15 protein-coding genes are annotated in these 14,970 nt (G+C 57.2%); 13 read left to right on the plus strand and 2 right to left on the minus strand.

The annotated features are described in order from the left end of the window. Positions 1-57 precede the first annotated feature (57 nt). Positions 58-1,086 carry a ParB-like helix-turn-helix domain-containing protein gene (locus tag G533_RS0117775; RefSeq protein ID WP_027951100.1) on the plus strand — a complete coding sequence of 343 codons (1,029 nt, stop codon included), beginning with the start codon at positions 58-60 and terminating at the stop codon, positions 1,084-1,086. 86 nt (positions 1,087-1,172) lie between these two features. Here the strand turns inward: G533_RS0117775 and G533_RS0117780 are convergent, their stop codons facing one another. Further along, positions 1,173-1,889, minus strand: a complete 717-nt coding sequence (locus tag G533_RS0117780) for a replication initiation protein (protein WP_027951101.1) — start codon at positions 1,887-1,889, stop codon at positions 1,173-1,175. A gap of 554 nt (positions 1,890-2,443) precedes the next feature. Between G533_RS0117780 and G533_RS22750 the strand changes: the two genes are divergently transcribed. The 9 genes from G533_RS22750 to G533_RS22765 all read left to right on the plus strand — a co-directional run bounded on the left by G533_RS22750 (position 2,444) and on the right by G533_RS22765 (position 11,731). Further along, positions 2,444-3,595 (plus strand): AAA family ATPase, encoded by a 1,152-nt coding sequence (locus G533_RS22750; RefSeq protein ID WP_051230630.1) that lies wholly within the window; start codon positions 2,444-2,446, stop codon positions 3,593-3,595. Beyond that, complete coding sequence (locus tag G533_RS0117790) at positions 3,595-4,572, plus strand: ParB/RepB/Spo0J family partition protein (protein WP_027951102.1); 978 nt, start codon at positions 3,595-3,597, stop codon at positions 4,570-4,572. Before G533_RS22750 ends, G533_RS0117790 begins: the two co-directional genes overlap by 1 nt. Before the next feature lie 220 nt (positions 4,573-4,792). Then, a complete protein-coding gene (locus G533_RS0117795; RefSeq protein ID WP_027951103.1) occupies positions 4,793-5,731 on the plus strand; it encodes a hypothetical protein in 939 nt (312 codons plus the stop codon). Between the two features lie 59 nt (positions 5,732-5,790). Further along, positions 5,791-6,378, plus strand: coding sequence for a MerR family transcriptional regulator (locus tag G533_RS23720; protein WP_051230631.1), 588 nt, complete (start codon positions 5,791-5,793; stop codon positions 6,376-6,378). Next, positions 6,378-7,022 (plus strand): RES domain-containing protein, encoded by a 645-nt coding sequence (locus G533_RS22760; RefSeq protein WP_051230633.1) that lies wholly within the window; start codon positions 6,378-6,380, stop codon positions 7,020-7,022. Before G533_RS23720 ends, G533_RS22760 begins: the two co-directional genes overlap by 1 nt. Positions 7,023-7,806: 784 nt before the next feature. Beyond that, the gene (locus G533_RS0117810; protein WP_240472465.1) at positions 7,807-8,700 is read left to right on the plus strand and encodes a phage integrase N-terminal domain-containing protein; all 894 of its coding nucleotides are present in this window, start codon (positions 7,807-7,809) and stop codon (positions 8,698-8,700) included. 131 nt (positions 8,701-8,831) lie between these two features. Then, complete coding sequence (locus G533_RS0117815; RefSeq protein ID WP_027951105.1) at positions 8,832-10,100, plus strand: tyrosine-type recombinase/integrase; 1,269 nt, start codon at positions 8,832-8,834, stop codon at positions 10,098-10,100. After that, positions 10,084-11,109 carry a tyrosine-type recombinase/integrase gene (locus G533_RS24160; protein WP_084639135.1) on the plus strand — a complete coding sequence of 342 codons (1,026 nt, stop codon included), beginning with the start codon at positions 10,084-10,086 and terminating at the stop codon, positions 11,107-11,109. Before G533_RS0117815 ends, G533_RS24160 begins: the two co-directional genes overlap by 17 nt. Further along, entirely contained in the window at positions 11,078-11,731 is a 654-nt protein-coding gene (locus G533_RS22765; RefSeq protein ID WP_051230635.1) for a tyrosine-type recombinase/integrase, read from the plus strand. The genes G533_RS24160 and G533_RS22765 overlap by 32 nt, the downstream gene beginning before the upstream one ends. A gap of 47 nt (positions 11,732-11,778) precedes the next feature. Here G533_RS22765 and G533_RS0117825 read toward each other — a convergent pair whose 3' ends face one another. Then, positions 11,779-12,984 (minus strand): IS256 family transposase, encoded by a 1,206-nt coding sequence (locus tag G533_RS0117825; protein WP_027951106.1) that lies wholly within the window; start codon positions 12,982-12,984, stop codon positions 11,779-11,781. 76 nt (positions 12,985-13,060) lie between these two features. Here G533_RS0117825 and G533_RS0117830 point away from each other — a divergent pair, with 76 nt between their 5' ends. The 3 genes from G533_RS0117830 to G533_RS0117840 all read left to right on the plus strand — a co-directional run bounded on the left by G533_RS0117830 (position 13,061) and on the right by G533_RS0117840 (position 14,784). Then, the gene (locus G533_RS0117830; RefSeq protein ID WP_027951107.1) at positions 13,061-13,456 is read left to right on the plus strand and encodes a tyrosine-type recombinase/integrase; all 396 of its coding nucleotides are present in this window, start codon (positions 13,061-13,063) and stop codon (positions 13,454-13,456) included. 267 nt (positions 13,457-13,723) lie between these two features. Next, positions 13,724-14,176 (plus strand): hypothetical protein, encoded by a 453-nt coding sequence (locus G533_RS0117835; protein ID WP_027951108.1) that lies wholly within the window; start codon positions 13,724-13,726, stop codon positions 14,174-14,176. Then, a complete protein-coding gene (locus G533_RS0117840; protein ID WP_027951109.1) occupies positions 14,173-14,784 on the plus strand; it encodes an ATPase in 612 nt (203 codons plus the stop codon). The genes G533_RS0117835 and G533_RS0117840 overlap by 4 nt, the downstream gene beginning before the upstream one ends. Positions 14,785-14,970 lie beyond the last annotated feature (186 nt).

Genomic DNA, 14,970 nt, shown 5'->3' on the forward strand with positions numbered 1-14,970 from the left:
GCCAACCAAACCCGTTATACTACATAGCGTTCCTCGAGGAACGCTATTGGATATCAGATGCCTCAACCCACCCGCACTGCCAACGACGACCGCCGATCACGGCTAATCAGGCTCCTGGCCCCGGCCATGCAGAACGTGTCCCGGGACCAGATCCAGCGGGCCCCCTATGCCATCCAGGCCGACGTCCCGGAAGCCCAGGCCCACACCCTGATTGACCATGCCCTGGAGCTCGGTGGCCCCCCCGGCACCGTCATCGGCCGTCAGATCACCACACCGGAGGGAAAATGCGTCGAGATCCTGCTGGGCTGGGAACGCCTGCAGGCCTTCCTGCACCGGGACGCCTACCCCCGGGCCCCCTCCGTCCCCATCGGACTGATCGACTGCAATGCTGCCGAGGCCGCGTTCTACGCCATTGAATACGCGGCCAGGGACCATGCAGCCTCGGGCCTGGTCACGAGCCCCCTGCTCTACGCTGCCGCAGCTCTCACGGCCATGGAACACTTCGGCCGCCCCGACAAGCCCTGGAAAATCCAGACCCTGGCCAATGCCCTGTGTATTGCCCGCCCCACCCTCTCCAACCGGCTGCGCTTGCTCAAGGGTCTGGCACCGGCCACCCGGGCCCTGCTGCAAAGCGGCCAGATCAAACCGCAATTTGCCAAGTTTCTGCTCGGCGAACCCTCCCCCAGCCGGCAGGAACGCCTCGCCACCCAGGCGGCCAAAGGCATGATGTCCTCCCGGTCCCTCTACCGCCTGGTCCACCCCGGCTACGAACCACCGCAACTGGTGGCACAGCCCCGTGGTTACGCCGCTCAACGCCTGGGCGATGTCGGTCTCATGGAACGGGAACTGGCGGAACACTACGGCACACCCACCGCCATCACCCTCGATGCCAAACAGCACAAAGGCACCGTGGAACTCGCCTTCCACAGCCTCTCGGAACTCAAGGGCTTACTGGATAAACTGGATCAACGGATCCAGACCGATACGCTGCTGCGCGGCCAACTCAGCCTCTCGGTCGACAACTCTCGGGAAGCCAATGCCCTCCTGCTGGAGCTGGGGGCCAACACTGATCCGGATTTCTCTTAGTCGCACTACAGCGAAATATCTATAAATATCTTATAATTCAATTAGTTAACATTAGGCAACTTCAAGTAACCAGGTCATTCCCTGTCTTACTTCGGAAACAAATCCGACTGCTTGTTGGTCTTGATAAAGAACTTGATCCCCGAGACCGCCCTCCCCTTCTTCAGCGGCTGCCAGGATAGATCCATATCCGTCTTGTCGTTGATCTCCGCTACCGCCTTGTCGATCACCTTGCGCTTGAAGTCCGCAAAACGCGGGTGCGCATCCTTGGTAGCAAGGAACTCTCGGAGCTCTTCCAGCGATATCTGCCGAACGCCTGAAGCACGGAACTGATTGGTTAACTCGTAAAGTCGGATACTGGCGAAAGAGCGCAGTCCCTTTATATGGAGAATTTTCAACGTGGAGAACAGCGGCATGGCGCCGCACAGGTAAGGCATCAACTCATGGTGCAGCTGAACGGTAATCCGCCCTTCCCTTTCATGGTACTCAGCCCCGGTTATCCAGTTACGCCAGGACTTCTTCTTGTTGTCGTTCCGCAGCCAGAAACGCTTGCCGTTTAGCTGCTCCGCCGCTTCCTTCAGATCCCTGTAAGGGTTCAGCCGCTCACCCCAGGTCTCGATCCACTGCTGGGCGGTGATGTCTACCGAGAATGGCTTTGGCTGTTTAGCCAATGGCACCTGCGGGTTAACATGGGAGATGGCTGTCAGCAGCAACTGTTTCGGTCGCACATCCAGTCGTTGCACCGAATGGATGAGCTCGTAGTCTTGGGTAACTGACTTCTCCGGCCTTGGCTCTAGAAATCCCATAGGTGACATCCATTTTTTATGGTGTCACCAATATAGGTAGATTCACAGTTTCAAGCAAGCAGGAAAATGAACGACATTCTATGTCACCTTTCGTTATTCTCTGGGTTGGAGCATCAGATCCGGCCGCCCAAGAGGCCCATATGTTGGGGCCTCAGCGTCGTGATCCCCCTACCCTCTTCCTGGTTGGGCGCTGAAACTACGACGACGCTTTAGGTCACCTTTAGCGACTTGAGTGGTCACCTCAGCGACTTTTCTGGTCACCTTTAACGACATTTCATGTCACCTTCACCCAAGATAATCCACTCTAACCTATTGAATATAAAGCAATAAATGGCCTGTGGATAACTTCTAATAACAAGATAAATAACAAGGTTTAATAACAGTGTTGAATACTAATACTACTTGCTTAAGGGGAAAAACGCCGCAATTCTGAGCAATTGGCATACATGATGAACAGTTATTCCGCAATGGAAGCTTTCTTAACTTAAAGCCGAAAAATATTTGTGCTTTAATGAAAATATTCGTCATGCACTAATAATTGTGGAGCTCAAAAAATGTTTTCTCCTGGTATCGAACAACTGGACGAAATCATCGGTAAGTGCGAGGAGACCCTGAGGATCCTTCGCGACCATGGTATGTCACCCCAGATGCAAAAGCACATCGAACGTGAATTCACCGTCGCCGAGGCGGAGGCGATGGTCGGTCGATCCCGCGCTACCCTCTCTCGCCAGGAAAAGGACCCCGACCGACCGGTGGTCCCGATGAAACACCCTAATTCAGGTCGGGTGCGTGGCTACACACTGGAGCAGATCAACGAACTGCGCGATATCTTTGGTACCTCCCCGCGCCGCAAGGACGGCCAGCCCTGCAAGATCCTCTCGATGCAGAGCTTCAAGGGTGGCGTCGCCAAGTCGGTCAGTACCGTCTATTTCGCCCAATACCTGGCCATCCGCGGCTATCGTGTCCTGGTCGTCGATTGTGACCCGCAGGCCTCTGCAACCAGCAGCTTCGGTTATATCCCGGACCACGCCTTTACCGAAGCTGATACTATGATCCCCTATATCGAAGGCAAGAAGGACTCCATCGAGTACGCGATCAAAAAGACCTACTTCCCAGGCATCGACCTAGTACCCAGCTGTCTGCCCTGGTACGAGGTCGAGTTTGGCCTGTTCAATGCAGTGACCCACGCTGATACCGAGGAAGAGCGCCTCAGCTACTACCAGGAGTTGCGGCAGGCAATCCGCACCGTCGAGGTCAATTACGATGTGGTGCTGATGGATAGCCCCCCTGCCCTCGGCATGATTTCCATCAACATCCTGTCCGCGGCGGACGGTGTCATCGTCCCTACCCCGCCCAGCATGTATGACTTCGCTTCGACCACCCAATATTTCAAGATGGTCAAACGCGTCATTCAGTCCGTGACTCCCGAAAAGCGCTTTGACTTTATCAAAGTCATGCCCACCAAGGTGGAGCGCAACAAGGCGCGGCAGATGGACTTTCTGGACATCATGCGCGACCGCTTCGGTTTGTCGATGCTACGCAGCATTTTTACATCGACGTCGGCAATTCCAAATGCGGCAAGTGTGTACAAGACCCTGTACGATCTGCCAAAAGGCGAGCGAGACAACGCGATCATCGACATGCTCGATGAGGTGTTTGGAGAAATTGAAGCCCTCATACGCAAAGCCTGGGAGGACATGGCCTGATGAGTAAAAAACCAAAATTGTCCGAGTTGATCGCGGACAAGTCACGCGAGCCGCGTACCGAGGCACCGGCTAAGCCGCCTGAGCCCGCGATCCCGGCGGTGGATGCCATGCAGCGTACCAACACTGCCATCCAGAAAACCCTCAAGTTCAAGGAAATCGATCCGGGCAAATGCCGTCCCTGGGCCCATCACAACCGCAAACGGGTCTGGCTTACGCCGGATGCCTGCGCCACGCTGATTGAATCGATCCGCACAGAAGGTCAGCAGGAACTGGGGTTGGTACGGGAAGTGCGGGGCGAAGAGGGCATCGATTACGAAATCATTTTCGGCATGCGCCGCTGGTATGCCGCTTCGCAGATTGAAGGTGCCAAGTTCAAAGCCAGAGTCACCGATGCGGACGATCAGGAATGTGCACGTCTGATGCACATCGAGAACGAGGAGTCCGAAAACATCAGCCAGTTCGAGAAGGCATTATCCTTTGAGGAACTGATTAGCGCCGGCGTCTTCCAAACCCAGACCGAACTGGCAGATTCCCTGCGCGTGAAGAAGCCCTACATCTCGAAATTGCTGCGCGCCGCGCGCTTGTTTGAACACGATGCCTTCAAGGTATTGTTGGAACCCCATACCCGGGAACTCAGTCTGCAGAAGGCGACCGATCTGGTGGTCATGCTGGAAGACGAGAACGCACAACCCAAAGTCCTGTACAAGGCGAAACAACTTGGCAAAGGGGAGGGCGGCAGCCTGGCGCAAATTCTCTCAGAGCTCAAAAAGGCTGCGATTGAGCAGGTCAAGCCAGAGCCCCAGGAGACCGTGCATTTCAAGTATGGCAAGCGTAACCTGCTGGTGACGACCCGCAAGCCCAACGGTAAGGCCATCCTGTCTCTGGAGCCCGATTTTCAGGCCAGGGCCGGCGATAAGGCCGAGCAGATACTGGCGGAAGCGGTTCAGACGCTGCTGGCGGCAGGGGAGGGGAGTTAACCAGTGGTTAACTCACGTAACTACATGAAACAAAAGGGAAAAGTATAAATTTCGACCGCGAAGGGCGTTAGATATGCTGAAATACCTTCTCCGGCGCCGAGCGCCAACAAATCCCAGGGCGCGCCCCAAAGCGCCCGCCCCCCATCCCCTTGATGGCCCGATACGCGTTCTGCATCGGGCCGACGGTACCCAGTCAGAAGCACAATTCCAGCAACAGACTTTGCCACTGTTCCAGGCACTGCATCGGGCCGCACAGCAGCGTGATCCCAGCACCGCCGACCAGGCACTCTCTACGCTATTGATGTCGATTGCCCAGGCCTGCCACCGGGCTGGGAATCACCGCCTACCCAAGGGGCGGCAGGTCACCGACTACCGCCGCTTTGAGACCCTGTACAACTTTGCCCTGATCAGTGCGATGGCGATCGCCTGGCACATGGATGCAGCGGAGCTGGAACAGGGAGGGCAGCAAGCGCTCGCCGAGACCCTGTTACCGCCTGCAGGGCTGGAGCGACTACGCCAGGAAGCGCTGGTCTGGGAACACTGGCAGGCCTTTTTCGAAGGACGCGAAGATGGCGGGTTGCGTGAAGTGGCGGGGCGGTCGGCGCTGCCGGGGCGCGTACCTGAAACTCCCGCTTCTGCCAGTAGTCCGAATCCGGGTAAAAGTGCGACTCTACAAAAGCAGAAGGAGCCGAACCCTCAAGCAACGGCAGCTAAGTTCCTGAAGCCCAATAGCAGCCAGTGGGCCAACCCGCTATCCAAAGGCTGGGTGCTGGTGGAGGCCATCCGTGAAGGGCTTCGCGATGGCTCGCTTCCCTACAACCGCAAGCAGGCACCGGTGCAGGTTGACAGGGAAGGCCGGACCTTCCTGCAGGTCCCCGAAGTCTTCGAATGGTGTTTTGAGCGCCTCGACGCGGACGTCCCACCAAAAACCCTGGTCAACCAGTTCGGCCGCCTCAACATCTGCACCCGGACCCGCAAGGGCCAGAATCTCTTGCGCGGTGGTCGCCGGAATCAGAAAGCCTACCAGCAGGGCTTCGTGGTCGAAGACCCGAGTCTGTTCTGGGACGGCGAGCCCCCGGCAGACCAGTTTTACATCCGTCACCTGACCCGGCATGGCTTCGGTCAATCACCACAATCCCCTCCCGATTCCACGGCGTGACAGCGGTCATAGGCTGGCCTATAATTAACTATCATTATCTCTGTTAGAGGTAGTAAGCCATGTTGACCGAAGCCGATCGCACCACGCTGGCCAAGGCCGGTATCACCAATATCGACCGCCTGGCATCCGCCGCCGCGGCGTTCCTGCGCGCGCACCCGATCTACGAGGCGCCGCCGGTGACCAATGCCCTGTCCGAGGCCGAGGAGACCTTTCTGCGCGACTCCGGTGCCCGTGGCGTCGGGGCCTGGTCCGACGACAGCGCCGCCGACAACGTGGCGGTCATCGCCGGAGAGTTCGCCCAGATGGTGACCACGGCCTTGAGTCAGAAGGAAGTCGCTGATTTGCTGGGCGTCAGCACCAGCCGCATTCGGCAGAAGCTCGAGGCAGGCGAGCTGTACGCGGTACGCACGACAGCCGGGAGGGTGTGCCCGCGCTTCCAGTTTGGCCCTGGCGGCACGTTAGCGGGCTTGGAGGGGGTTCTGCGGGCCCTGCGCCCAGAATCCCACCCAGTGGCCGTACAGCGCTTTTTCATGGAAGTGCACCCCGATCTTGAGTCCGAGACCCTAAATCGCGCCCTGAGCCCCCACGAGTGGCTCCTGACCGGCCATCCGCCGGAGGTTGTCATCGTCCTGGCCCGCGAGGTCTGATGGCCAAGTTCCCTGAACCGCCGGGTGTGGAAGCCCTGCGGGCCATCCCGCCTGTGCTGCATCACTTGCCGGAAGGTACCACCATGGCCCGGCTGTGCTTTGTGGGCGGTGAGTTTTCGACATCCTGGGACACCTTTCGCTTCTACGGCCCGACCACCAGCCGCTTTGATCACCAGTTGCCGGACGGGCAGGGCAGGGCGCAGGTGCAGGACCGGGGCATCATGTACCTGGCCACCGGCGCGGAAGCCATCCCTACCTGCCTCGCCGAAGTCTTCCAGGCCACGCGCCTGATCGACCGCCACGCCCGCGATCCGGTGCTCAGCGGATTTAACCTCGCCGCCGACCTTACCCTGCTCGACCTGACCGGCCCCTTTGCCACCGCGATCGGCGCCTCCATGGCCATCCACGCGGGACCCAGACCGCGGGCCCGGCGCTGGGCGCAGCAGCTCTATGAGGCCTACCCTGACATAGATGGCCTGCTCTACTGCGCCTCGATGTACGGGAACGCACCCGCCGTCGCCTTGTTCGAGCGCGGGGCCCGGGCGATCCCGAAGCGCCCCGTTTTCCACCGGGAACTGCGTGATGCGGTCATGGCCAACATCCTCACCGAGACCGGCCGGGTGATCGGCTATGAGGTCGTCTGAGGGCCGGGCAAAATCCTCGGCCATTCCTGAAGCGCCCTCAAGTTAACCATTGCTTAATGCCTGAAAAACCCTGAGGGCTTGCCGACGCCGCTGGCGTCACTACCGAACAAGGCGCAGCCGACAGTGGTGTAGTGACGCCAGCTAGCTGGCGTTGGCAAGCCCGGTGAATCCTGGGCTCGCGCGGCCGCTAGACGGCCGCATTCGTAGTGACACGACAATTATTGGAAGAAAAATGACTATTGCGAGCCCCGGCCATCCCACGGCTAAATGACCGGGCTTTAGCGCAGCCTTCGGCTGCATGTAAGCGCGCGGGCCACGCCCGCATCTGCTGGTTACCCAGCACTGGAACGAGCCAGTAGGGCACGTTCCACGTCGGCCTGATCAACAGGAAAGCCGACGCAAACCCGAGGGGTTGAAGCGCATCCCTTCGGGGGCGCGCTTCAACATTTTTTGGCAACAGGAAATGGTGAAGGAGGCCAGGCCGTCGTTAACGGCAACACGGTGTGCTGCACCGCAAGTCAGCATCAAACCGCAGTTAAGGGCGTTGCCCTCGACCGCTGAACGGCAGGGATTCCCCACAGGGCAACCCGCCGTTTGTCTGCAAAGTCAGGCAACCATAAAACGCTTATGTTCGCTTCCCGCACCGCGGGATCACCACTCGCCACGGCGAAGGTGCTGGACATAAACACTAAGCATCGGTGTCGGTACCAATAACAATACCGGTCGACAGTGCGGGCAAGACCAGTGCCGAGTGACGTGTCCGAAACAAGGCGCACGGCGTTGGATGGATCAGTGGCAGGAGGGTAAGCAGGGCATGCAGGATCTGCAATACGAATTGCGTGGGATGGTGCGCAGGGCATCGCGTACCGCCTATGGGACCCGGGCCGCCCGGGAGGATGTCCTCATGCAGGCCGCGAGGGCGTTGCATGAAATGGGCTTCCGGAAAATGAAGCCGGAAAGCCTGAAGCCGAAACACGTCGAGGCCCTGGTTGAGCGCTGGCAGCAGCAGGGGCTCTCGGCCGGGACCATGAAAAACCGCATGGCCCACCTGCGCTGGTGGGCCAGAGCCATTAACAAGGCGCCCGTGGTGGCGCGGGAAAATGCCCACTACGGCATCGATAACCGCCGCTATGTCACCGGCGAGGACAAAAGCCGTCAACTCGAGGCCCAAAAGCTCGCTCAAGTCCGCGACCCACACATCCGCCTATCCCTGCGCTTGCAGGCGGCCTTTGGCCTGCGCCGGGAGGAGTCCCTGAAATTCAGTCCCGCCTACGCCGATCGCGGGGATTGTATCCAACTCAAGGATTCCTGGTGCAAGGGGGGCAGGGCACGGGAAATTCCCGTTAGAACCCCGGAGCAGCGTGCGCTGCTGGATGAGGCCCGGCGTCTGGCCGGCCGCGGCTCCTTGATCCCGGCCAACAAAACCTATGTACAGCACCTGCGTACGTATGAGCGCTCCACGGTACGGGCCGGCCTCGACAAGAACCACGGCCTACGCCACTGCTATGCCCAGGTGCGCTACGAACAGCTTACGGGCTGGCCCTGTCCCGCTGCAGGTGGCCCACCTCGGCAATCGTTCACGCCGGAACAGCGCGAGCGTGATCGGGAGGCCCGTCAGCAGGTATCCCGGGAGCTCGGGCACGAACGGCTGGCCGTGGTCGCAGTGTATTTAGGCTAGCTCGCGTTTATGCAAAGCTGGCGGTTTATGCGCCATTGAATCAATCAGTTAAGTCCAAACTACTTTACATAATATTTCCACTAAATTGAAAGGTGGCCCTGCGGCCATCTATCAATGACAGAGGAATATGTATGAGTACTCACAGATCAACGGCAAAAGAACTCCCTTTAGATGAACTGGTCTTCAGCGCACTGAGTCAACTCCAGGTTCTCCAATACAACCCACGATCAATACGCCGCTATCAAACGGTTTGGCGCAAGTTTCTTAGCTATGCCCAGCAGCGTAACTATAAAGGCAAGCTGCGAGAGCAATTGATTGACGATTTTCTGGCTCATTACAATATTGAACCGCGGCTACCCGTTCAGGCAAACAAAGGCTGGAAACTCCATGCAGAATATGGACTCTCGTTATTATGGAGCTACGCTCGCTACGGTTATTTTGAGCGCGGTAAACTGGACGTCAAGCGGCTCAACGTTCCTGCTGCCATGCGACAAAGCTTGCAGGACTACAAAACGTACTGTGAGGAGGAGCGCCATCTCAGGCCCATTACCGTAGAGCAACATATACGGGAAGTTGTCGTATTCCTCGATTTTTTATCGAAGCGTGATATCAAACGCTTTAGCCAAATAGGTCCAGAGGATCTCTCTGATTTTGTCTATTCCTTATCTCGCTATCGACGCAAAACGGTCGCTATAACGGTATCTGATGTGCGTGGCTATCTTCAGTATCTGTTCTACAAGGGCATGTTATCGCGGGATCTGAGCGATTGTTTGCCCGGCGTGTACTTTCCTGAAAAAAGCTCGATTCCATCGGTTTGGGATAAAGAGTTGCTTGCAATTTTGCTCGAGAAAGTTGACAGACGATTACCGAGAGGTAAGCGAGATTATGCCATTTTGCTCCTAGCTGCGCGCCTGGGCCTGCGTGCAACTGACATCAGAAATTTAACGCTCGATCAAATAGATTGGGCCGCTGAGACCATCTCCTTCAATCAGTCCAAATCCGGAATACCGATGCAACTGCCGCTGACAGATGAGGTTGGGAAAGCACTCATCGAGTATCTGAAGCATGTGCGGCCGAATACTCACTACCGTGAGGTGTTTCTGAAGCTTCAACCACCTATCAAACCGTTCAGCAAAACCAATCACCTGTACAACATTATCCGTTACTGGCGCTCCGTAGCAGGCGTCCGCTTTAGAAGCCCACAGAAGAAGGGACTACATTCCCTGCGGCACACTTTGGCGACGCAACTTCTGGAGGACGATGTGCCGTTCTCGCTCATCGCGAACATTCTAGGCCATTCATCGATGAACTCCACCATGATCTATGCGAAGGCAAGTGTCGAATCGCTACGTGAAGTCGCACTGTCGATTCCGGAGGTGAACAATGTCAATCAAGCGTAAGAATATCCAATATGAAAGCCCGCTCGCCCCGTTCATGGAACGGCTCGTTCGCGAGAAACACGCCAGCGGATATAAATACGATACGCCCGCCAAAGTACTCAAAGATCTTGATGGTTTCTTGTGTGCCACCGATGTAACGCGGAATGCGCTACCGAAATCACTCATTGACCAATGGCTATCGCTAACCCCCCACGAGCGGCCATCTACCGTTCAACGCCGAATTATAATGGTACGGCAACTGGGCGGACTGATGGCACGTCTGGGATATGCTGCCTATATTCCACCGAAGGGTATTGGGCCCCGGCGATCCTATGCGTTCGCACCAAGAATATTGACGCACCGTGAGGTACAGCAGGTGGTTCTGGCTGTAGATGGCTTGCCTCGCAGTCGGAAATCACCCCTTCGCCATATTATTATGCCGGAGATCTTCCGATTACTTTATGGCTGTGGTTTCCGACTGGCAGAGGTTCTCTCCCTAAAAGTCCGTGATGTGGATCTCCAACAAGGTGTCATCACGGTGAGGGAGGGCAAGTTCGGTAAAGACCGCCTCGTTCCGCCCTCTCTAGAGTTGGTCAAACGTCTGAGGCGCTACGCTGAACAACTGGATAAGCGAACTTTACCCAAGCGTTGTGCGGATTCTTATTTCTTCCCATCAGCCGGAAATAGTAGCTGGCATAACTCATCGATCTACTCACTTTATCGGCAAGCCTTGTATCAATGTGACATTCCCCATCAAGGTCGAGGTAGGGGACCCAGGGTGCATGATCTACGCCACACATTTGCCGTACACCGTTTGCTGCAGTGGTATGAAGAAGGCGCTGACCTGAACGCAAAATTACCGTTTCTTATCGCCTATCTGGGGCACAAGGATTTTACAGGTACCCAGAAGTACCTTCACCTCACCGCAGAGTTATTCCCTCACTTGACCGCGCGAATGAATGACCAGTTTGGCGGTGTGATACCAAAAGGAGATGATGATGAAGCCCACCACACTATCTGTGCACGTTAGCCGCTTCTTGAGTGATTATCTCGGCGGGCAGCGAGATCTGAGCCCGAACACTATCAAAGCATACCGCGATGTGATCGTCTTACTGCTGAGATTTTGTAGAGATGAAAAAGGGCTCGTCATCGAGCGATTGGAGCTCCATCATGTTGATGCCGAATTAATTCGCGACTTCCTAAACTATCTTCAAAATGAACGCAGTTGCTCAGTCCGTACGATCAATCAGCGACTGGCGGTATTACACGCGTTCTTCCGCTACTTACAAGTCGAGGAACCAGAAAAACTACTGCAATGCCAACGTATACTTGCCATTCCGTTACGTCGCTTCGTGCGTAAAGAAGTGGGCTACTTGTCTAAAGCCTGTCTCGCAGCACTGCTGGAACAGCCCGATCTTACGCGGCCCGCCGGACGACGAGATGCTGTTCTTCTCAGCCTTCTCTATGATGCGGGCGCGCGTGTCCAGGAAATCATTAATCTGACAGCAGGAGATGTACGCCTGGAATCTCCCGCCCAGATCAGAATCTTGGGTAAAGGGCGCAAAGTACGAATGGTGCCGTTGATGGACAATACCGTTAACCTGTTGCGGCGATATATTAACGAAAATACATTGGCTTTGCCTGAGCGGTAGGTAGTGTCCCGTCAAGTGGTGTAATTCCGGTCTCCAGTTTCATCGCTTCAGGCGGCCTCAGACTGTGGCAGTAGGTTGGCCTGGTCTTCCTTGCTCAGCACGCGCGCCAACGTCTCTTGGCTCATGTAGCGGCGTGTCACCTGCCATTCATCTGTTTGCTCAGCGAGTAGCGTTCCCACGAGCCGCATGATGGCAGCATTGTTCGGGAAGATGCCGACCACCCGCGAGCGGCGTTTGATTTCCTTGTTCAATCGCTCCAGGGAATTCGTCGATGCCAGCTGAGGCCAGTGCTCTTTCGGGAAGCTCATGAAGGCAAGCACGTCGTCCTCGGCGCTGTCCATGAGCTCCGCTACCTTGGCGAAGCGCTCTCGCAGCTTGTCCGCCGTTTCCCGCCACTGCTGGCGCGCCTCTTGCTGGTTCTCCTGCACGAATGCCGTGCGGATCACGGCGGCCACCATGGAGTGCTGCTTGCGCGGCACGTGGGCCAGCGCATTGCGCATGAAGTGCACCCGGCAGCGTTGCCAGGTAGCTCCTATGACCTTGGCAATCGCCTGCTTCAGGCCCTCGTGGGCATCCGAGACCACCAGTCGCACGCCTGACAGGCCACGGCGCACCAGGCTGCGCAGGAACTCGGTCCAGAAGGCTTCAGTCTCGGCCGGACCCACAGCCATGCCCAGGGTTTCCCGGCGGCCTTCGCTGCTGACGCCAACGGCAACCACCACCGCTTGGCTGCTGACAGCGCCACGCTCGCGCGATTTTAGATAGGTGGCATCCAGCCAGACGTAGGCCCATGGGCCCTCCAGCGGGCGATTCAGGAAAGCCTCGACGCGCTCGTCCAGTTCCTCGCACAGTCGCGATACCTGGCTCTTGGAGATGCCGCTCATACCCATCGCCTGCACCAGATCATCGACCTTGCGGGTCGATATCCCCTTCACATACGCCTCCTGCACAACAGCCACCAAGGCCTGCTCCGAGGCCTTCCGGGGCTCCAGGAAGCTCGGCAGGTAACTGCCCGTGCGCAGCTTCGGAATCCGCAGGTCCATCGTTCCCAATCGTGTCTCCAGTGTGCGCTCGCGATAGCCGTTGCGCTGGTTGACCCGGCCCTCACTGCGTTCATGTCGGCCGGCGCCGCAACGCTGCTCCGCCTCTGCATCCATCAGTCGCTGCAGGACCAGTTCGCCCAGCTCCCTCAGTAAATCACCGTCCGCATGCTTTTCAGCCAGCTCAATCAATGCCATCCTGTCCTCGGTCATCGTGGTGTCTCTCCGTGATTGGTGAAGGTGTCGTAACCTCCAGTTTACGGAGACCCACGGTGGCCGCCACCCCACCGTGAAGATTTACACCACTCATGGGGACACTACCGAGCGGTATGACAGCCCCGTGTTCTGTAACAGGCAGGGGAATCGATTAACCAGAGCTGGCGTTAATTACATCCTGCAAAAACATGTCAAGACGGCGCAGGAGAGCGACCCCGCGTTCAATCAAAAAGTCACACCGCACACACTGAGGCATACCAAAGCAATGCACCTAGTAGAGGGCGGTATCTCGCTGGATATTGTTCGCGATTTCTTGGGTCACGCGGATATCAAAACGACGGAACTGTACGCCAGAGCGAACCTTGAGATGAAACGGGCTGCGATTGAGAAAATCAGTGCGACACCGATTCCCGACGTTCCTTCCTGGAAAGAGAATAAAACCCTGTTGGGTTGGCTGCAGCGTCTATAGAGGGCACCGAAATGGAGAGGACAAACCGTGGGCAGCCAGCCAGGTTGGGGGGTTATGTAAAGTATTTAGTCCACAAGAGCTTGATAGTGAGGCAGTTTTTTTGGCTACTTTACATAAGTACTTTCTAGCCTAAATACACCTTATGTGGAGCTTTCCATAAGGTGTACTGTGGGTAGGTGTGACATATGAACCGAAAAGTGGCACAAGTGCCACTAGATGGCTTTCGCGCTATAATCCATGCAAGGGTGACTGAGCGAGGAATCCGAGATGGAAAGCAAAGCGGTAAAGGTGCAGAAGCGAGAGACCGCGAAACGGGGCGTCGTCGCCCAGGCGCGGCGATTGATGCGAGGCCTGTCCTGGTTGACGCCTGCGGCAACCTTGAGCAGCAAGGGTGGCCGTGATTTCGGCCGCCAGATAGAGGCTTCACTCGCACAGATCAGTGAGGGCGAGGGTGTGCTGCGCCTGCAGATTCGCAAGCGTGATGCTGCAGTGGTCGTCAGTGTCGATCACTATGAGGAGATGGTTCGGATGAAGGCCTTGTGTGCCGAGCTGGTGGATCAGGTGAAAGAAAAGGAGATTGCCCGTGCCACCGACAAGTATGAGGCGTTGTATGAACGGATTACTGCGCCGGAATCGCGTCGTGCGGCAGATGCGCTGTTTGCCGTGACGAGTGAGGAACTGCGGCAAACCTACACGCCAGGTAAGACCGAAACCCCGTGATCACAGTGATCGCCGGCGTAAACGGTGCCGGCAAGAGCTCGGTGGCCGGCGCCAATCTCCGTCACAACGGGGCTGACTACTTCAATCCGGACGAAGTGGCCCGGGATCTGCGGGTCGATAACCCGGGCTTGTCGGAGGCCGAGGCCAACGGCCAGGCTTGGCAGATGGGTTACGAGCAACTCCTGCGCGCGATCGACGAAGGCCAGGACTATATCTTTGAATCGACCCTCGGTGGCAACACCATCTGCCAGACCCTGCATGATGCGATCGATCGGGGCGAGGAGGTTCGGGTTTTTTTCGTGGGGCTGGCATCGCCTGAACTGCACATAGCGCGGGTGGCTGCGAGGGTCAGCCGCGGTGGTCACCCGATCCCCGAAGCCAAGATCCGCGAGCGCTGGGTCAGCGCGATTCACAACCTGATGGGGCTGATCCCGCGCTGTGCCGCGGTCAGTGTCTTTGACAATACGGCGGAGGACTCGGGATCAGGGCCCAACCCGGTTTGCCTGTTCGCCCTCCAAGGCGACCAGTTCGTCAGCCCGCCCGCAAATCCGATGCCCAATTGGGCCAAGCCACTCGCCAGCGTGGCCATTACCCGGACTTTGTCGTGACGTTTATCACAAGAGTCTGGCGGTAAACACATGGCGCTGGGCTTCGGGTCTCGCTCGAATCCACGTCGGCCCGCGTAATCTTGGTGTGTAATTATTAACCCGGCAGCCATATAGATATGATATAATGGCCGCATGAATGAAGACGCTCGCACCCTCCCTGCCGCGGCCCAGGAGGAAAAACGCAAA

Source organism: Haliea salexigens DSM 19537, from assembly GCF_000423125.1.
In the GTDB taxonomy this organism is placed as follows: Bacteria; Pseudomonadota; Gammaproteobacteria; order Pseudomonadales; family Halieaceae; genus Haliea; species Haliea salexigens.